Here is a 19,147-nt window from a genome sequence, read left to right on the forward strand (position 1 = left end):
TGGTTAATGTTTAATTGTATCTGCGTAGATTATAATTCCAGTCGCTCACAACGCCTTCCACGATATTCTTTCCAGTCATGACCGCTGCCCATCCTTCGGGATCGAGTTTGAAGAAGAGGTCACGCCAGCGCATGGTCTGTATCTCCCAAGCGAGAAGATAAAGCGAGGTATTGATGCTTTCAAGTTTGTCAACCACGGTGTTGCAGATGTAATAGCGTTCTGCGGAGTTGAGAAGATTCACCTTGTTCTTCTTTTTGATAATGTTTCCCTGGCTATCGTAATCGGTCGTGTTGTATGTGCCAGTGGTCACCAGCTGCTCTAAGAAAGGATAGAGGCTCATCATATCCATGGTCATACTGCTAAGCTCCGTACCAACCGTTGTAGCCAGAAACGTTCCTTCAAAGCCACCAACCTTGATGGCATGACGCACATTATTCATGTTGGAGGGAATTTCCTTCACAACTAATTCACCAGCACGCTTTATCTGATAAAGGTTTTTAAAGGCACCTTGCACGTTTGCCATATACCCCAACACTTTATCCTCTACCTTGTGCATCTGATCCAAGGCTACCGTTACTGATGCTTCGGCAGCAATAATCTTATTCTGCGTCTTCTCACGCTTAGAATAGATGTTTTTCAAAGTATTCATCTGCAATGTAATAGCACCTGCCAAAGCAGGATCTACCTGTACGACAGCAGCTTGGATAGAACTTTTGAAACAGCACACCAAAGCGATGAGGAATAATCCTTTTTTACTGATTTGTGATTTCATATATTCTCTTTTCTTTTTTACAATTTTCTACTCTGTTTCTGATAAGCTGGACTATATCATGCCTGGCATTCACGCCATACATCACCATCGTACTATCTGTCTTGTCAGTGGAAATGACACTTACCGTCTTTACCTTCCATAGCTTTTGCAAAAAACTCTGCGACTCGCTATAGTCCACCACACGATATAGTTCTAAATAGTCGGTGTGGCGTGAGAATACGCCACGAATACGGCAGAGCTTATTATCGCTGATAATCCACACTATGGCCGTAAGTGTGATATACCTTACGATGCCCACGATAGCCAACAGCAGGGAAAGTGCTGATAAGCAGATTTGGATATATCCGTTGCCTAAGATGGAGGAAAAAGGCGTGGCAATGATCGACATTATAAACATCAGGGTCAGCCCTGTTTGCTCGGCAAAGAACTGTCTGTAATCCGGTTTGATATATACGTCCATAGTCTCTACATCTTTAGCCCACCCATCCGCTTTTCCCTAAGATTGTCCTCACGCTCGAACTTACTTTTGGAAAGGATTTGAAACGTAGGCTTATTCATCACAACATCATTCCAATCTTTGAAAGCAGCAGGTGCTTTCTCGACTCCATATTTACGTTTGAAGCGTATAAAATCATGAAGGCTATTCAGCGTTGCCTTTCGTGGATCCAGCTTATGCTCAACACCATTGAAACTTACCCTGATAGCTTCATCGGCCTGTACGATATTGAAAGGTATCTTCTCTACGACCCCCACCATACGCATCCCATAGATACGCCCAGGCACATCATTGTCGAAACAATCGACGGCACGAGCATTGGAGTAGTAATCCATAATACCACAGACCTGCTGATTGGAGAATGTTCCACCAATGGAGACAAAGACTGACTGCTCCAGTTCTCCCTTTAGTTTTGCCTTGTTTGCCTGATAGAAAGCCATCACATCGTAGGCACTTTCGGCAAAATAGACATGCTTGATGTCCTGCGGATTGTTATTTTTTGAGAAGTCCACAATCCATGCAGCGGTAGTGGAATTGGTGCCAGTGGCCTTGCGCTTGAAGCTGCCATAGCCTCGTATCTCATAACCTTCCACCTTATCTGATCCAGGCTTGACGTAAGGAAAGCCTATATTGACATAATCGCTGTTAAAACGTGTGTCCTTCACTCTCTGAATCCAGGGCGCAAAATCCTCGATAGTCTCTTTCTTGATGTTGCGCTGACGGAAGATGTATTGGGCAGCGTCCATATTTTGCAGGATTGGTTCTGTATGATAAAGTTTGGGGTCGAAAGGCTTACTCGCACCGTTGAGTTGAGCGTATGCCCTCTGTGGCTTATCGTCGATGGGTTGGTTGGCAAACTTCGCTATGACTTTACTGATTAAATCCCAGTTGTTACGACCACTCACACCGAAGGAATTGGCGTTCTCTTGGATAAAGTTGATTACGTCGCCACGCTGACCGTTACGACGGAAGAAAGTTTGTTGTGCCTTATCGTGAATATGACTAACTATGATGGTGTCCTTTCTTCCTCCTGCGGAATCGGGCAGTACAAATTCAACGTACCGTCCCATTCCTGCTTTTCTGTCAATTTGATAACCGAGACTGTAGGCTATGTCGTCAATACCAACCTTAGCCTTCAAAGCCTTGAAATCTACTTGATGTTCTCTCATAAGTCTCTCATAGTTTTAATCCTGTTGATACTTGCCGTTCTGCCTTGGGATGTTGCAATTCATCACCATACTTATCCTTCACAATGGAGGATAGCATTGTTGCTTTCTGCGAGTCATCACTAAGGCGGAGATAGGTTACTGCGGTTTTGTTGTCGATAGGTTTCTGATCTAAATTCTGACCATTGACAGAAGCCTGAATGACATAGGATCCAGTTGGCAGTTTATAGACACTTGCCGTGATTGCCTTTTTCTCTTCTCCTTGCTTTTCGGTCTTAGAAGAAGCAACGGTTTGTGTCTTATGTTTCCCCTGCGTCAGATCAGGTGGCTCAACGTGCTTGGCACCAAGAATTGGAGACTCCCCCAAAGCAATTTTCTGTGCATCTACCTTTTCCAAAATCATATTGGAAGCCTTGTTGACATCAGCCATTACTGATACAATAAACTTAGGCTCTTCATGCAATGCTTTGAGCCAGCCATCGATGTATGCAACGTTGTTGTCCTGAATACGGCGATCAAATCCCATGGTGTTCCCAACCATAGCTGATGAAAGTTCTGCCACAAGCTCTTCCTTGGCATATTTCGGGTCGCCAAAATGGTTATGAATATTGCGGTTCAACCGTTCCTCCGTACCAGTGGAATGAGCCATTTCATGGAGAGCAGTGGAATAAAACTCCATACCATCCTTGTAAATCTCCGACTCCGATGTACCTTTCTTGAATTGTCCCTTTTGAGGAAGGACAATCATATCACGTGATGGACTAAAGTAGGCACCATCAGAAGGCTTATCATACTGAATACGGCATAGCCATTCCTGACGCTCAAACATTCTGTCAAGGGCTTTATTCTGATACATACCTTCGGTGTCAGCAATCTTAGGACTTTGAAAACGTGCTATAATTTGGTCATACTTTTCCTTGTTGACCTCCTGCATATTGGTCTGGTCAATGTTGTAAACACGGAACGAGCGGAGAAATGGGCGAATCTCGCACGCCTCCTTCTCTGCTTTGCTCATGTTCTTGTAATCTGCAACGGACACCTTCTTGCCATTGCCGTCCTTGATGCTCATGTCCCAGTAGATAACTGGCATGGCCTCCGAGCCTTTCTTTAGGCGCAATCCTTCTTTCTCCTTTTGCAGGAAGGTCATATATACAGGGGCTGCATAATGATTGATGGCCGTGTCCATGAAGAGGAATAGAGAGTTTGTACCTGAATAGTTTCGGCCGTTCAGATTCTGTGGCATACCGAAGTTTCCCTCACCACCTATCCAGCCTTTTTGCCAGTTGTTTGTCTTGGCTTCTTCGAGTCGAGAAATCATCATTTCTGAAAATTTCTCAATGGCTCTGTCGCTGGATGACTGCGAATTGTTGTGATATTGATACGCCATAACTTACATCAATAAATCTTGACTTTCGAGAAACATAGCATCGGTTTGTTCAAGGAACAACTCGGCATTGTCCTCGTCAGGCTCGGCACCTCGATCAGCGAGCCACTGCTGATAACTCTCACTGTATTCACTCTGCTGGAGGAATTCGACCCAGCCTATGCGCCCTTCCTGTTTGAGGCGCTCAAGTTCTTCGAATGACTTACTTTCCATTTTGAATTAGTATTGTTTGTATGATTGTCATTCTCCCTCATCGGTGAGGGGAATGACATTAGGTTTATAATTTTGTCTTGAATTGCTAATGAGAAATCAAAGCTTTAACCCCTGCGAACGGTCTAACTTCTTGGTAAGGGAAAGCTCCTTTACATCCTCCGTCAGATACTTAGCTCCGAGTTGTTCTCTAGAGGCCGTCTTCGACTTGAAAAGAGAATAGAGGTCGTTGTTAGACATCTTCCTTTCGGGCGTTTGACCTCTGTCTTGGACAGTCGCAGATATGAGCCATGCACCCTCCGCATCTTTCCTGACACGGATTTCCTGCACTGGGATATTCTCTGGGAATCTGTATTTTTCGTAGGCTGATTTAAGATGCAGCTGCTCACCAATGACCTTCTCCGCAATCTGACTTTTGCTCTGTGTTCGATCAAAATACACATCCAGTTGGTCGTGCGTGAGAGGTGTGGCATGGAATCGCTTGTCTCCCATTTCGGCATACAACATGTATTCTCCGAAATGAGGCTTGCTTTCGTTACGCTGCTTGTAAACACGGAAAGTTGTCAGCTCCCTGCCATCAGAAAGTTTCAGGTTGTCGAAGTCCTCCTTACTAAGCTGCTTGGCCATCTTGGAAGGATAGTACTTGGCGAACATATCCTTGACAGATATTTCTTTCTTCATAAAAGCATCCACGTCCTGCTCCTTGACGGCCTTGGGGTGCAAGCCCACACCGTCGAGGCGTGCATAGAAGAAATACTTTCCCTCTTGCTTGGGCGATTCGAAGAGGTTGGCAGAAGTTACCTTCTGACCATTCTCCGTGATGAGTTGAGGGGCAACGGCCTTCTTCACTTCGCTAATGAGGTAGTTGTAAAAATCGGGACGGATGTTTTCTGGGTGATAGTATCTGCGCTTCTTTGAGTCGTCACCAGGTACAGAACCTGCAAATGATATATTGTCATTCCAGGCATAAACACGGTTTAGCGATATGCCCTTGTCTTCGTCTGTGCCAGCAACCACGCCCTTCTTCGTACCGAAGTCAGGGAGAACAACCATCTTAGAGCTGCCCATTGCAGCCTTGATGTCATCGATGAATTGCTGTTGCTGATCGGTAGTGGCCGTATGGGGAGAGGTAGATGCAGAGGCAGACTGCTGATTTGGTTGCGAAAGAGTCTCCTTGGCTCGCAATCCGTCTATATGGTTTTTGGCAATAGTTGGCAGCTTTTCGGTGAGCTGCTGAATGGCATCAGGCTTTAGATCTCGCAGTTGGAGCTTATTACCTTCGGTGTCCGTGAAGGTAACACGTCCACGCAACACCTGCATCTTAGCCAGTTCTATGGTTTCACCCTTGACCGTCTCCACGCTTACGACTTTATCAGAAAGAGGGAGTACAAAGGCATGATGATTGTTTTTCCCTACGGTCTCGACTATCTTGCCGGCAAGCTGATCCCTTAGCTCTTTAGCATCAGTGGCGTTCTTAGCAGCCTTCGTTTGCTCCACCTTTTCCTTTCGGGACATTTCGAGCTGATCGCAGATGGCCACACGCTCACCTGCACGGATAAGTTTGGGAAGATAGGTGTCGAGGGCATGATGCGGAAAACTTACCATGTCGATGCCAGGGGCCTTTTGTGTGAGCGAAAGGTTAAGCACTTTCGAAGCTTTTGCGGCATCTTCACGATAGACCATGTAGAAGTCGCCAGAGCGAAAGAGTAGCATTGCATCAGGATGCTTTGCCTTCATCGAGTCGTATTGATTCAACATTGGCGAAAGCTTTTCCTCTGTTGGAGAGGCTGCATGCTGCTGTTTTTCTGCGGCACGAGCAAGGTCTTTTACATCTTGGGTAGCATTATCGGGTAGTCCATAACGCTCAATGTTCTCTTTTACGTTCTGTTCGCTCACTTTGCGATACACCTCATAGGTACCACCAACAGAATTATTATAGACTATCGCATAGTTTTTATCTTCCTTCACGAGGTCATCGCCTTTGTTTTGCAGAGGCGACTTGAAGGTCTTGTCAAGTCCGATGGCATCGCCCTGGTCGTAGTTGGCAGCTTCTTTCAGGAGCTTGTTGACATGGCCTTTTTTGTGTAGGTTGGCCAACACTTGGGTGTCTTCCTCAAATTGCAGATACGCAACAGATGAGTAGTACACCTCTAACTTGTTTGCAGTCTTTTTATCAGAAACAGACTTCGCTTGCTTCTGAATGGCATCTTCCTGCTCCACCAACGGTTTAATTTCCTTAGTCATAGGTGAAATGAATTATGTGTTATGGAAAAGCAGAGAAGACAAAACGCAAAAAGCCCGGCCATGACAATCTGTAAATCGAGATTGCCAAAGCCGAGCATACGGTAAGTCCCGTCAGAAACATAGGCATGTCTCTGATAGAAATGTATGTTTTTTGTGTGATTCCCCGTGACAGGAGAATAGTCTTCTCTGGGCATAAAACAATGATCTTATGCTCCTTGAAAATCAGTCTTTAAAACTGGGGAAATATATTAAAGACTACCGAGAAGACGACTGTCAGCTGTGTTCGGTAATTGTATTAAAGAGTCCCAATCAAGGGATTGGTTATAGATTGAGTTTTATTGAACTCTTAGTGTTGTGATAAGAAGATAATATGGGTTATAGCTTCATACCAGTAGAAACTTTTTGCTCTTCTTTGACCTCACGCTTTTGTTCCTTGTATTGCAGTTTATCGACTACCTGCTTGTATTCCCAGCGGTTTTGGTCTGTGAGAACATAGCCCATGAAACCTTCGTTGGCGATGTCGTATTTTATCTTCTGTTGGCGATCCCATTCTGCCATGTCTCCTTTGACGACCTTAAAACCTTGTGGCTCTTTCAGATCTACACCAACGGAAACCTTCTCATGGCCGACTTCGAGTTCAATAGGCTTGCCTTCCTTGATGGCTTGCTTCTGATTGGCACCCAACTGTATGTCATTGATCTTCTCCATTTGGGCAATCTGCTCTGGAATACGCAAATTACTCGCATTGCGCTTGATAAGCGACTTTGTTTCATTATCCATTTGGATGAATTGAGTACGGCGGATGCCATCTTCCTTAACCTCCTTGCGAATAGTATCACCTCGGCGCAGTCGCTCCTTGTCGTTATCAGTGAGCGATATGTCGCTGACCATTTCCTTTCTGACAGGATAGGTCATCAACTGTATCTTCCCAGCCCTGTCTTGGACGAGCTGTAACTTTAACGGAATATCATAGACCTTGCCACTTTGGGATTGAACCTGGGCCTGAATAAGTGGCGTGACCTTGCCACTTAAAAAAGTTTCCAACAAGTCCTTCGGCATAGAGAGCGTTTTCTCTTTGCTGATGCCAAGATTGGCCAACTTACCATATGGAATGTCTTTTTCTAAAAAACGATTTACCATTGCCATAACATTATTTTTTGTAGTAATTTTGATTCAAATTTAGGAAAAAATAGTTTAAGATGAAAGTAAAATCGTTGTTATTTGTAGGCGTTTCACTTCTCGCTTTTCCTTATCAATCAAGGGCACAATTCTACACAATTATGCGTGAAAGCGAGGATAAAAAGCAAGTGATAAACAAAGCCAAATCGGATAAGATAGATGAGGACTACTTTTATGCCTATCAAGATTCAATGAAAGTTTCTTCAAAAGAACGTGATGCAAAAATGGATTTTACTGATTTCTTCTCTACAGCGGAGGGGCATGAAATATCCATTGAGAAGGATGTGCCTGTCTTTGTCAATGTCAAAGACAGTATGCTTTTTGGATTGATTAAGGAGAGGATGGATGTGTGTCTTCCATTGGATTTTATCAGCGTTACGTCTCGGTATGGTTTTCGGCAGGATCCCTTTAAGAAGTGTTCTTCCTTCCATGACGGTGTTGACCTTGAATGTAATATGAGCCATGTGTATTCCATGCTCCCAGGAAGGGTGACGAAGGTGGTTTATAGCAAGAAGGGATATGGCAATCATGTCGTTCTCGACTACGGTCATATACAGTGCCTCTATGGTCATTTGGCAGCTGTTACGGTCAGGGAGGGCGACGAGGTATATGCTGGTACAATCGTCGGAATATCAGGAAATACAGGCAAATCGACGGGACCACACTTGCATATCAAGATTACTGCCAACGGAAAGAGTCTTAATCCTGCACCGTTCATTGCCTATTTGAATAAGTACATAACAGGGCTTCGTGATAAGATAGCCTATGTTAGGTTTGGAACACGACCACCGAAGGAACTGAATATCAACAATCTCTATCAGGCATTGGATAAGTATGGGGTTGCCTTTCCTAAGATTGTAGTTGCACAGGCACTGCTGGAAACTGGTTATTTCACCTCTAACGTCTGTCTAAACTACAATAACCTATTCGGACTACGGAAACCAAACGATGGAAGTTATTATCTCTTCAACAATTGGGAAGAGTCGGTGAAGGCGTACAAAGATTATGTGCAGTACAAATACAAAGGCGGAGACTATTTCCGCTTTCTCCAGCGTATAGGTTATGCGGAGGATTCAAACTATCTATATAAGGTGAAGAGTATTAGTAATTCTTTATAGCTATTTTTTGACAAGAATAAGGTAAAAAAGGGAGACAGATTTCAGCATCTATTTCCCTTCTTTTTTCGTGAGTAAATTTCTTTCCTTACAGGGCAAAAAATTACCTAAATTATATTTTTATCCACTTATTGTGGTTATTATAATTCTATGTTTTCGGCTCTGCGTAAAAGGCAGCGTTTTTATTTTTTACTTGTCTTTTCTGATAGAAAAGATAGAACTGCTGAAAAATCCAATAACCGACAAGGAGTAGGAACTTGGCACAATATCCTAAGAGTTTGATACCATGCCTTATCATGAAACAAAGAACGACACCTATTGCATAGGCGGTCCAAATCACAATTTTAGTGAGAAACGCAAATATGCAGTAGCTCAAATAGCCTATCAATCCAGCAATCAGTGTAAGCATAGCAAACGAATATTAGTGAATAATTGATTTTTGTATCAGATTATGATATACTCTTTTATCAAAGATACAAAATATTTTCACTATATCCAACTTCCAAAGGGATTTTTACGGCTAAAGTAGGTCTATAGTCGCAGAGACCTTTTGTATAAAATCATTCCTCGTATTTTCGATTTGCTTGACAAACTGCTGCTGGAAAAGCTCCAACTTAGCCTTTACTATCGTGTTGATAGAAAATGATTTTGCGAATTGGTCAGCATCTGCAATCTTAAAATCTTTGGCCAGTAGGAAGTCCACGGATATATAGTTCGAATAGAATTGCAGTATTTTGATAAAGGAATCTGAGTTTACAATCTTGTTATGTTCTATTTTCGATATGGTAATAACTGGTATTCCTGTTGATTGAGAGACCTGATGTTGCGTCATGATAAGGTATTGACGAACGTTTTTTAGACGCTCGCCAATATTCTCTATTTGATCAGTGGTATCTTTGTACATGTTGTTGTCTTATTTTGACTTTACTTTTTCGCCTTCGGGATATAATTCCTTGATCATCCTGGTAATATCATCATCGACCTTAATGAAATTTCGATTAAGGATGACTTCCATGTCGCGGTCAGAACCGAATTTGTAAATAGGCGGTATATCCTCATACAAGGCTTCTTCGGTCTTGATCTTCTTCATATCGAAATTAGTTTTGCAGAAATACTTTGAAGTCTTAAACTCCGTCGAGTTCTCTATTTCAAAGGTATTCATCGCATCGTTAGGCGTGGGTGTGAAGTCTCTTGCTACTTGACCAGCTAACCAACCAGTGGCCATATCCGCAATCTTTGCGGCTGGTAAGAGGTTGTCCATCTTCTCGGATATGGAGGTGGAAACCTTTTGATCGTTGATAGAAATAGACTTTGTTGTCTGCTTGACTTTACCGAATATATCGTTCTGCGCCCATTCCAATGTTTCCTTGTTGCGAGCTGCACCCATGAATACATTACCACAAGTGGATATTATCTTCTGCATACCATTCTTGCCATAGTCCGCCTCCAGCTGTGGTAACTCTTGAAAACCCAACGTTACGGAAACCTTATTGCTTCGGGCCGTACCTATCAAGCGGTCAATCTTGTGAAAGTATAGCGTTGGCAACTCATCGACAATCAGACTACAGGGATAGTTGTTCTTACTGTTAATCTTCATGACAAGACGATTGAGGATAAGGGCATTGAGTGAGCCAATGACCTGCTCCTTCTCTGGGTCGTTGGCAATGACAAGATAGCTGGGATGCTCACGGTCTGAAATCTTTAGGTCAAAATCATCACCAGTAAACACCCAATAGGCTTCCTGTGTGGCAAGACGACCTGCTGCGACACGCAACGTACCCACCATACCTTCCAACTGGTCCATAGCCTTGTTTTTAAAAGCAGACTCAAAGGGAGCCATAAGTGGCTTGATGGCACGATCACTCATCAGAATGTTGAATACGTCATTGTAGGGCTTATTCAAAAACTGGAGAACATGAGCCATGTCAGAGAACTCGCCTGTTCGTGTATCAGGAACAACTCTATTTCCCTTGTTGTCCTCATACCAAGTTTCTTGTATGGTCACCAAACATCCTTCTGTATCTTCATAAGAGAAATCGTCCAATTCAACATACAATCCGTTGTCGTCAATGGAAACGTTGCTCCAATTCTTATTATTGAAATCAAGGACTATCTCACCCTTTTCATTGACACCAGCGTAATCTGTCCAGTTTTTATAGACCAATTGGAGTGTACCCTCTTCTACATTGTCTATATTAACGACCCTTGTATAGCGGAAGAAGCGTTTCAGTTTCTTCCCTTTAGAATATCCCATAGGGTGAAAGTTGACGAAGAAATAAATGATGGCAGCAAGGAAGTTCTCGGAAGCGTTCTTAAAGAAAGCCTCTGAACCACCTTTCTTGTCGCCACCTCCCTTGTTCAAAGATTCAAGCAGAGTCGCTGCCGTTTCGGAGGCAGCAGCGAGATCGGGGATATATTTTTTCTGAATAGGATTGATGCGGTTGGAATAGCGTACATTGGCAAAGTTGATGACGTGAAATCCGCAGTTTTCTGGTAGATGACCATATTTTTTGTTCTTACAGTACTGATAGAGCAAGTTCTTGGCCAGCGTCGGGAACTTGTAATCGTACACCATCATAGTAAACCCCTTGGCACTGTGCTGCCTGATGAAAGGGTCGATGATGCCGAACGACTTACCCGAACCTGGAGTACCGAGGACAAGAGTGGCACGGAAGGGGTTGATAATGTTGATCCATCCCTTTCTCATACGTTTCTTGAAATAGAAAATCATGGGTATATTGACCGAGTAATCATTCTCTATCTTCTCTTCCATCTGTTGGAAACTCTCTTCCTCAAAGTTGAAACGGTCGTCTCCCAGCTTATGGTTGAAATACTTACTGATGGCATCTAACCCTTGATGGACAAGCATGATACCAATGACGGAACAAACGACATAGATAATTCGGTTGGTCGGGAAGCCCATCATTGTACCCCCCCAGGTGTCCTTATGCACAAGGACACTGGTTAGTATAAGGTAGAAGCCTATGGACAACGGATAGATGACCATTGTTTTCATATTAAACTTCAATTCCTTTCGGGCCTTAGTACCTATACACGTCACACCGATACAAACAAGCTCCATAAACTTACAGCCAAGGACACTGTTAAACAGTTTGAGTTTGTATAGGAAGGATAAGAGAAATTTTGCGATGGGATCGCTGGAAGCGATGGGTAGATTCATCACAATCTCAAATATCAGGACGATATAGATACAACTGCGGAATATATTGTATATCTGTTGCTGCTCTTTGGTTTCTTCTGTTGCCATATCAAGAGTGGATAATCGGTTAGTTCATTTTCATGCGCAGGATCGGGCGAACCTGTGCAGGGTCGGTTTTGAGGATAGAGGATATGTAGCCCGAATGTAAAGATATACATTTGGCATACAGTTCTTCTGTCTGTGTGGAAGAACCGTCCTGTGTGGAGCTAAGGTAAGGAACTGTAAGGAAGGCATCACCGTCAATGGTATCCATAACATTCCCTATTGTCCCAACATTAGCTGCCAACATCCTTAACTCCCCAATGGAAGGCAATGCCCAACCTTTCACTGGCGAAGGATAATCGATAATAGATTTGACGGCAGGACTCTTGCGATCAGATTTGAGTATGGCGGATGTGTTGTCGATGCCACAAAGTGCGTTTTCGTCTGCCGAAACGCTGGGAACACTCATGAGTGTATCAAGATAAGCAGCTTGTCCCAAGTTCTTTGTAGAGATAACCCACATACTATCCTGTCTTGTTCCAATGACGACACCCACTGCGGTCATCTTTGAAGCGTCATATCCCTGTGCGGATATGATACTGTAGTTTGACAGAAGGATAGATCCTACCGTAACATTACCATGCCAGTCTTCTATATGTTCTGAACATGAAGACATCTGAAAAGACAGTAGCATTATAGCTACTGCCCATATCATAAAGTTGACTTTTCTTTTCATACTTTTTGGTTCATATCAGTTATCGTTAAAGAGGTATCTTCACACCAATGGTGAAACCATTACGGAAGGTATCACCGTGCATGAAATTCACGTTGTTCTTTTGTTTGAGAGCGAACTTCCAACCATTCGTAAAGGTATAGCTGTATTCAAAGCTGCCCTCTGCCCCAAAGAAGTAATCTCCACGAAAGGCACCTGCCACTGGACCGAGGTCGAGACGGAGCGTTGAATTTTTCCAACGCACCAAACTCTTCTTGTATAAGATTCCGCCATTCCAGTAGTAGTTCTTCCAAAAGGACTTGTTGCATACTTTGCCACATTCAGGGTCTTTAGCCCAGCGGTTGCCAACTTCACCGAAGATTTCAAAGGCATTGTCATATTTCAGTTCCTTCTCATACCCAAATGTAGCATTGAGGGTATTTTGGAACAAAAGTCCTGTATTGAGGGTGATATGTTCGTCATCCTCGCCAGCATGGGTTTGCGGAAGTAGGCAGAAAGCCAACATCAGGGATAAGAATATCTTTTTCATCGCTGTCCTCCTTTTTTATAATTATAGTTTCTCGTTAGGCTCTTCATCATCTGCTCATCGAATCCATCGGCATGAAGAATATCAGAATATTCTATAGGGATATAGATAACACGACCTGAAATTTGACTTTCGGAAATCTCCAAATTGAGGATTTTCTCATCAGGGAAGGTGAGCTTGTTCAGCACAATCACATTGCGGTAGCCCTTTTTGAATGAATTGACCTTGTTGAGCATATAGGTTGGGGTAAGTTCTATCGTTTGAGTATTGGTTGCCTTGGTTTCTTTCTTATCGGTGAGTTTAATACGTATCTCGTCAATATCAAATTTAATCTTCGTACTGTTGTAAAGAGAGAAATCGATAAAAAAGTAGTCGTCGATGGCATAGATGTTATTGACCACGACTTTGATGCCATATCTTTTATAATGTATATTGTGAAACTTCGCTGGCATACCGTATATCGCCCATGCAAAGCGAGCCATGTCTGCTTCGGGCATCAGTACATCGGGGTTGTTGTAACGCTTGGTGTCCTTGATGTCGATGTTGAAGATGGAGTTGGCACGAGCTGGCCCCTTGACATAGACGACATTAAACTGGGCAATATGTCGTTCACCAATCACTGTCATAGTGCCAGCCAGTTCATGGTCGTACATTCTGCCAGCAGGTTTGATACGGACAATGTTATCGGCACACTGGTTGCCAATAATACTATTGGTGGAAATATCGACGAGCTTGATATTCTCTGGCATGACGATATGTGTAGTCACCTGCTCATTCACATATACCGTATTCTTGCGGAGATCGCTATCAAAGAGATAGGCATCCTCCATACTCTCACGATGGATATAATGTACCTTGGATGTATCGGGTACGATGTCACGGTATTTCTTCTGCGCCCAGGTTGAAGTGGTGCAAAGGATTGCTAATAGCGTAAAAACTAAATTTCTCATTGGTTTATTTGTTTTGATTCTGTATGTCCGTTAACGACTAATGGTGTCATTCTTCGGCAGAAGTGTTGATAAGATAGACGATAGTGTTATATTTGATGCGAGCCTTATTCTTGCGCATATTGGCAGAGACGGCATTGCTTGCTGACTGATAGATGTTTTGCAGTGCTTGCAGTGCTACCGACTCGCCGTTGAGCGTCGATCCGTAGTTGTTGCCAAACTGCATATTCTGCTGCATGGCTTGCGAACCAGCCTCTTTCATCAAGTCTCTAAAAGCTGATTCAGGCACATAAAAGCCTTCCATACCATCATTGTCATAAACAGACAGGTTAACCTTGATAAACTTGCTACCCACAAGAATACTCGTGATATTAGCTCTGACTCGTTGCTGTCCAAAGCCAGTGACAAGACCATAGAGATAAGTACCCTTTTTCAAGAGTACCTTATTGATGGTAACATCGTCGAGCAGCTTGAAGCGCAGTCGAGTTCCTTCATGGGCTTTGGTGGTCTTGTCGATCATAGCCTTGATGAGAGGAGCATCTACATTCTTCGTGGCAGACACGGTGTTGAAACGGTCGGCATTAGGACTGTTTACCTTTTCTACAGTCTGCACCTTTTCACTATTCTTCTTTGGTTTCCCTCCAGTCTGGCGATTAGAACGTCTGTTTCCACCATAGCCTCCTGCATAAGGGTTGTCATAATTGCCATAAGAATCATTGTCGTCTCTATAGCCTCCATAGTTGCCACTGCCAGCATCAATGGCACGCTGTGCTGCCTGACTGCGCTTCTGTATGTATTCAAGCTCCTTGGCATAGTCATCAAGTTCGTCCCGACGGCTGTTGCTACCACTGCTTCTTCTTGATCCTCCGCCGTAGCTGCCACCATATCCACCGCCTGAATAGGGGTTGATATGTTTTCTTGATTCGGCAAGACTGCGCTCCATTTCTTCCTGTGCCTTTTGCTGGGCTATACGATCGGCATTGTCTTTGTCAATCTGATCCAATTCTCCTTCACTATAGCCGTTACCCGAAGAGTCTTTCTCTTGCTCATCGCTGCCGAGTCCATCAATAGCCGAATAGCCATCTTCGCCCATTCCACGGTCTCCCATTGATGCCATTTTATCCTTCATTGCCTGATTATCGGCATCGGGAAGTTCCATATTGAGAGAGTCGGTAGCAACCTTTGTGGATGCGGTACTGTTACCGTCAAACATATTGGAAACCTCATATGCAAGGAACGTCAAAGGGAGGAAAACAACAAGCGGAAAGATGTATTTCGGCTGTTTAAGATTTAGTTTCTTCATTATTTTCCTTTCTTTAAAAAGTTTACGATGTTTTCTAACTGACGGTAGTCCTGTATGATGCGAACAGAATCTTCATGACTCTTCACGTCAATGGCAAGCAGAGAATCCAGCTCCTTGTGGATGGCTACTCCTTTATCTGTGAGCTGTTTGAGTTCTATCTTCTCGCTTTTCTTTCTTTCATCAATTTGCCGAAGTCCATTCATCATGGGTTGGATATTCTCAATCGACTCGGTCTTTCCACTGAAATCCATCTGTGCTGTATCAGTGCTGGGCCGGGTCATATCATACAGAATAGAGATGGCTGTTGTCACGAAAGCAAAGGAGAGAATGCCGACCACCAATGCAAAGAAGGTCTTGCGATTTTCCGATGCCCATTGATTGATCTTCTCTATCTTGTTCTTAACATTCCACCCTTTGGCGAGTTTCCAACATACATAACGTATCTGCCGCTTATACTTGGGCAGTTCTTTCTGTTTCCCTTTTGTTGTCATGTCGTTAATATTCAAGGTCTATATTCTTCAATGTCTTCCAATGGGTGATGAGCAATCCATGAGGATTGTTCTGTGTCCTTGGCACATTCTCCAGTTCTCCACTGGTGATCAGGGTACGGCGGATGCTCTTGGTACGCCGTCTGATGTTCTGCGTTCCATAATAGGTGAACTTTCTGCTGTGTTCATCCAACTTGATACTATCACACATGATTGTACAAGTAGCCGACGAAGAGACTATATCAGAGAAGAAACCGTTTTCTTCCATGGCTTGCTTCTGCTTCATACCTGTTCCATCGACCATGTACATAGCTTTGCCCAGCGTCCATTTGATATAGTCGTCATCAGGTGGCAAGGTGAAGAAGTATTGATGAAAGAGTTGTATAGCGGCCTTCGCTTCCATGACGAAGTTGGCCTCTTGTTGGCTACGTTGAGCAAGGAACGGTATATCTCCGTCGAGAACATATACCTGACTGCGCTCCTCGGATAGTATCTTTGCTCCATAGGCTATCAGCATACCACATACGACCACATTGCCAACGATGGTTAGCAATACGGTTGTAAGGGCAAGCCTTGTCTTTTTTTCTAAACTTTGTATAAGCATAATTATCTTCTTTATTTTTTGCCTCGATTATAGGCATCCTTCATTGTGCCAGCTGCGCCTTTTACTGATTTTCCTAAAGATGATTGGGACATGTCATGCCCCATTTGGCGACCTGCAGCCATAATTCCTCCCCCAACTGCACCTGCCAGTGTGTTAAGACCACCATCAACTGTTCCACGAGCACCGCTCATGGCACCTCCGACGGCAGCTGCTCCTGTTGTCGCAGTATGACTTATAACACTTCCTGCAGCTGGCATTGCAACAGAAGCTGCACCAGCAGCAGCTCCTACGGCAGCACTAACTCCAGCAGCACCTGCGGCAGCGGCGACTCCTCCGGCAGCAGAACCTGCGCTTGACGACACGCCGCCTGGGATAAGCCATGAGCATACCTCTGGCACCATGCTTAATATCTTGGCTCCAGCAAGCATACCAACAACGTACATACAGGTTGTACCAATAGCTTGCATACCAAGGGCACCAATATTGTTCCAGTCGGCTGCGTTATGAAGAAGGCTGTTATAAGCTGTCAAGTCAGATCTTAAATAATATATGATTATAAAATCGACATAATATACGATAAGATAGACGAGGAATCCCCAAAGGGAAACAGTCAGATATTTAGAAATCCACTGCGACCATGCACTTCTCCATGGTGGTACAATAGACAGTGCAAACATTACAGGACAGAACAATTTTAGTACGCTTAGGAAAATCCTTTGCCCGAGCAACATTCCGTAATAGGTCATTTGGAAGATAATTTCGCCGATAAATCGGATAATATCGTTAGCCCACTCGCTAATCTTTGTTTCTACAAGAACTGCTGCTTGTTGGGCATAATTCTTAATGCTATTACCAATATTCTCCACACTGTGCTGGATTTTATCCAATAATCCATCTTCTGTAGCTGCGTCCTGGGCTGCTTTTTGTTCTTCTTGTTTAGCCTGCTGACTGCGGAGAGAATCTACATATTCTTGCTGCTTTTTTGCCACGTCAAGCTCATATGTTGCAACTTTCTTGTTGAGATCAGTGGCCATACCGTGCGTCCTGCTTTCAAGCCAATTCCCTGGAATATCTAATGCACTACAAATTGTATCTGAAAACTGTATGCAGAGGGCAAGACCTATAATACGAGCAATTTTCATTACATCCATACCACGACGACCCAACATCATCATCCAACATTCGTATGAACCGACACAAAGAGCAAAACTAACACCCAACCACTTTGCCATATTTACCATCTCACCATATAAGCCCTGCGTTGGCGCAGACTTCATTACGCCCAACAATTTGTTAAGGCTTTCATCAATGACAGGCAATCCCATTGTCAGCAACTGATCAATGAAGATGGACAAAGTAAGATTTATACTTAACAGTAAATCATTCATAATCTTGATTTATAATGTTATCTTAATAGAAGGCTTTGGCAACACGAGCAAGGGAGGTTACTTTCTTCACCAACTCTTCCATGTCTTTCTTGGCTTGGGCAAAGCCTTTTTCCCTTTTGACATTTTCAAGTTCATAACCTATCCCTGTTTTTCGGAGGTAGGAGATGTTAGAGGTAATGACTTCATTCCTATCTGTGAGTTCCTTTATGCTCTTGGAAAGCTTCCCCTTACTCCGAATCATGCAATAGGTAAGACCTTCGGTAATGGAAGATTGCATACCAGCGAATAGGTCTTTATACTTTCCATATACAAGGTCAACATTGCGGTCGGCTGCACGAGCTATTTCTTCTTTGTTGAGTTCCTCTATCTGCTTACGCTCAGTTTCAACAATTTTCTTTTTCAGCAACAATGTTGCAAGTTGTGCTTCACGTCGTGGTCCAACCGTCTTTACATTTGATCTGCTTTCATCAAAGTGAACCCTATACCCTGACTTCAATCCTCTCCAATGCCATTTCAGAGATGCACCACTATAATTTTGATGAAAGAGATAATACCACCAATCAGGGGAAAAGTCCCAATGACCTTGCTCCATAGAACGGATTTGATTCTCCTTCTGCTTGTCCCTTACTGGCACTTGGGCAAACACTGCCGTAGAGAAAAAGAGGGTGAATAATATGGATAAATATTTTTTCATATTGTTGTGAGGTTTTGGTTCCATTCCCCAATAATATCATGAGCAATTCCGTCATACACATCGCTGTTAAGAATATCCCAAACGTAGTCATACTTAAACCCCCCAATATCAACACACCTGCTCCAAAATAGAGCCTGACTGATGATTCCTCGTATCACGGCAATTTGGTCTTGTATCTCACATATCATTTGGATTCTCTCGCTTAGAGAGGCTTTGAGAATGTTTGTTTCAGAGGCTACCAACATAGCCACGGATTTCTTTAACAGTGACACTCGCTTGCTGACATTATAGTTGGCCTCGGCAAAATACCACGCAATCTGGGGTTTGCGGAAGATATTTTTCTCTGTAAGCTCTACAAACTGTATGTATTCTTTGGTAGTATTTCCAATGTCGAGTGTGGTCTTGGAAACGGCTGCTGCAAGAAAGATCCACTGGTTGGCGTTGTTGAGTTTGGTGTTGAGCGTTGTGCGCACATCGTTGAACTTCGATGAATTGTTGGTTGCAATTTTCTGCTCACCATAACTTGTGCCTACTTGCTTTACGGCAACATCTTCGGCCTTGGCCATCTTCTTGTGAAGCTCTATCAAGGCTGAAATGGTTAGTAGGTCATCTGGACCAATAATACCTGCTTGGCTTGATGTTAGGAAACTAACAAGCAGTAGCAAGGATAGAAGTGTTTTTTTCATACGATTCTCA

General features: G+C 43.4%; 19 protein-coding genes. 1 reads left to right on the top strand and 18 read right to left on the bottom strand.

Annotated elements, in window-relative coordinates; translation table 11 throughout:
- Positions 1-10: 10 nt before the first annotated feature.
- From HMPREF1254_RS04250 to HMPREF1254_RS04285, 7 genes are all read right to left on the bottom strand, one after another.
- Positions 11-772 carry a hypothetical protein gene (locus tag HMPREF1254_RS04250; RefSeq protein WP_023057431.1) on the bottom strand — a complete coding sequence of 254 codons (762 nt, stop codon included), beginning with the start codon at positions 770-772 and terminating at the stop codon, positions 11-13.
- Positions 753-1,232 carry a PH domain-containing protein gene (locus tag HMPREF1254_RS04255; protein WP_023057463.1) on the bottom strand — a complete coding sequence of 160 codons (480 nt, stop codon included), beginning with the start codon at positions 1,230-1,232 and terminating at the stop codon, positions 753-755. Before HMPREF1254_RS04255 ends, HMPREF1254_RS04250 begins: the two co-directional genes overlap by 20 nt.
- Before the next feature lie 5 nt (positions 1,233-1,237).
- On the bottom strand, positions 1,238-2,437 hold the full coding sequence (locus HMPREF1254_RS04260) for a toprim domain-containing protein (protein ID WP_023057396.1): 1,200 nt from the start codon (positions 2,435-2,437) through the stop codon (positions 1,238-1,240).
- Between the two features lie 7 nt (positions 2,438-2,444).
- Positions 2,445-3,821, bottom strand: coding sequence for an ArdC family protein (locus tag HMPREF1254_RS04265; RefSeq protein ID WP_023057455.1), 1,377 nt, complete (start codon positions 3,819-3,821; stop codon positions 2,445-2,447).
- Between the two features lie 3 nt (positions 3,822-3,824).
- Entirely contained in the window at positions 3,825-4,031 is a 207-nt protein-coding gene (locus tag HMPREF1254_RS04270) for a hypothetical protein (protein WP_023057377.1), read from the bottom strand.
- Between the two features lie 96 nt (positions 4,032-4,127).
- A complete protein-coding gene (locus tag HMPREF1254_RS12270; protein WP_023057400.1) occupies positions 4,128-6,272 on the bottom strand; it encodes a MutS domain I protein in 2,145 nt (714 codons plus the stop codon).
- 375 nt (positions 6,273-6,647) lie between these two features.
- Positions 6,648-7,418, bottom strand: a complete 771-nt coding sequence (locus HMPREF1254_RS04285; protein ID WP_023057389.1) for a DUF4099 domain-containing protein — start codon at positions 7,416-7,418, stop codon at positions 6,648-6,650.
- A 53-nt stretch (positions 7,419-7,471) separates the two neighbouring features.
- Between HMPREF1254_RS04285 and HMPREF1254_RS04290 the strand changes: the two genes are divergently transcribed.
- A complete protein-coding gene (locus tag HMPREF1254_RS04290) occupies positions 7,472-8,569 on the top strand; it encodes a peptidoglycan DD-metalloendopeptidase family protein (RefSeq protein WP_036890999.1) in 1,098 nt (365 codons plus the stop codon).
- Positions 8,570-9,086: 517 nt separating this feature from the next.
- Here the strand turns inward: HMPREF1254_RS04290 and HMPREF1254_RS04300 are convergent.
- The 11 genes from HMPREF1254_RS04300 to HMPREF1254_RS04350 are packed head-to-tail and all read right to left on the bottom strand — an operon-like array spanning position 9,087 to position 19,137.
- A complete protein-coding gene (locus HMPREF1254_RS04300) occupies positions 9,087-9,470 on the bottom strand; it encodes a helix-turn-helix domain-containing protein (RefSeq protein WP_023057406.1) in 384 nt (127 codons plus the stop codon).
- A 9-nt stretch (positions 9,471-9,479) separates the two neighbouring features.
- Positions 9,480-11,834, bottom strand: a complete 2,355-nt coding sequence (locus HMPREF1254_RS04305; protein WP_023057411.1) for a type IV secretory system conjugative DNA transfer family protein — start codon at positions 11,832-11,834, stop codon at positions 9,480-9,482.
- 19 nt (positions 11,835-11,853) lie between these two features.
- Entirely contained in the window at positions 11,854-12,504 is a 651-nt protein-coding gene (locus tag HMPREF1254_RS04310) for a hypothetical protein (protein WP_023057464.1), read from the bottom strand.
- 25 nt (positions 12,505-12,529) lie between these two features.
- Positions 12,530-13,030, bottom strand: coding sequence for a hypothetical protein (locus tag HMPREF1254_RS04315; protein ID WP_023057456.1), 501 nt, complete (start codon positions 13,028-13,030; stop codon positions 12,530-12,532).
- The gene (gene traN, locus HMPREF1254_RS04320) at positions 13,027-13,977 is read right to left on the bottom strand and encodes a conjugative transposon protein TraN (protein ID WP_023057398.1); all 951 of its coding nucleotides are present in this window, start codon (positions 13,975-13,977) and stop codon (positions 13,027-13,029) included. Before traN ends, HMPREF1254_RS04315 begins: the two co-directional genes overlap by 4 nt.
- 46 nt (positions 13,978-14,023) lie before the next feature.
- The gene (locus HMPREF1254_RS04325; protein ID WP_023057390.1) at positions 14,024-15,277 is read right to left on the bottom strand and encodes a conjugative transposon protein TraM; all 1,254 of its coding nucleotides are present in this window, start codon (positions 15,275-15,277) and stop codon (positions 14,024-14,026) included.
- The gene (locus tag HMPREF1254_RS04330; protein WP_023057438.1) at positions 15,277-15,768 is read right to left on the bottom strand and encodes a hypothetical protein; all 492 of its coding nucleotides are present in this window, start codon (positions 15,766-15,768) and stop codon (positions 15,277-15,279) included. Before HMPREF1254_RS04330 ends, HMPREF1254_RS04325 begins: the two co-directional genes overlap by 1 nt.
- 4 nt (positions 15,769-15,772) lie before the next feature.
- Complete coding sequence (gene traK / locus HMPREF1254_RS04335) at positions 15,773-16,369, bottom strand: conjugative transposon protein TraK (RefSeq protein WP_023057440.1); 597 nt, start codon at positions 16,367-16,369, stop codon at positions 15,773-15,775.
- Between the two features lie 11 nt (positions 16,370-16,380).
- Positions 16,381-17,757, bottom strand: coding sequence for a putative membrane protein (locus HMPREF1254_RS04340; RefSeq protein WP_023057376.1), 1,377 nt, complete (start codon positions 17,755-17,757; stop codon positions 16,381-16,383).
- A 22-nt stretch (positions 17,758-17,779) separates the two neighbouring features.
- The gene (locus HMPREF1254_RS04345; protein WP_036891020.1) at positions 17,780-18,451 is read right to left on the bottom strand and encodes a DUF5045 domain-containing protein; all 672 of its coding nucleotides are present in this window, start codon (positions 18,449-18,451) and stop codon (positions 17,780-17,782) included.
- Positions 18,448-19,137, bottom strand: coding sequence for a hypothetical protein (locus tag HMPREF1254_RS04350; protein WP_023057415.1), 690 nt, complete (start codon positions 19,135-19,137; stop codon positions 18,448-18,450). The genes HMPREF1254_RS04345 and HMPREF1254_RS04350 overlap by 4 nt, the downstream gene beginning before the upstream one ends.
- Positions 19,138-19,147 lie beyond the last annotated feature (10 nt).

This window comes from Prevotella sp. BV3P1 (assembly GCF_000479005.1).
Classification (GTDB): domain Bacteria; phylum Bacteroidota; class Bacteroidia; order Bacteroidales; family Bacteroidaceae; genus Prevotella.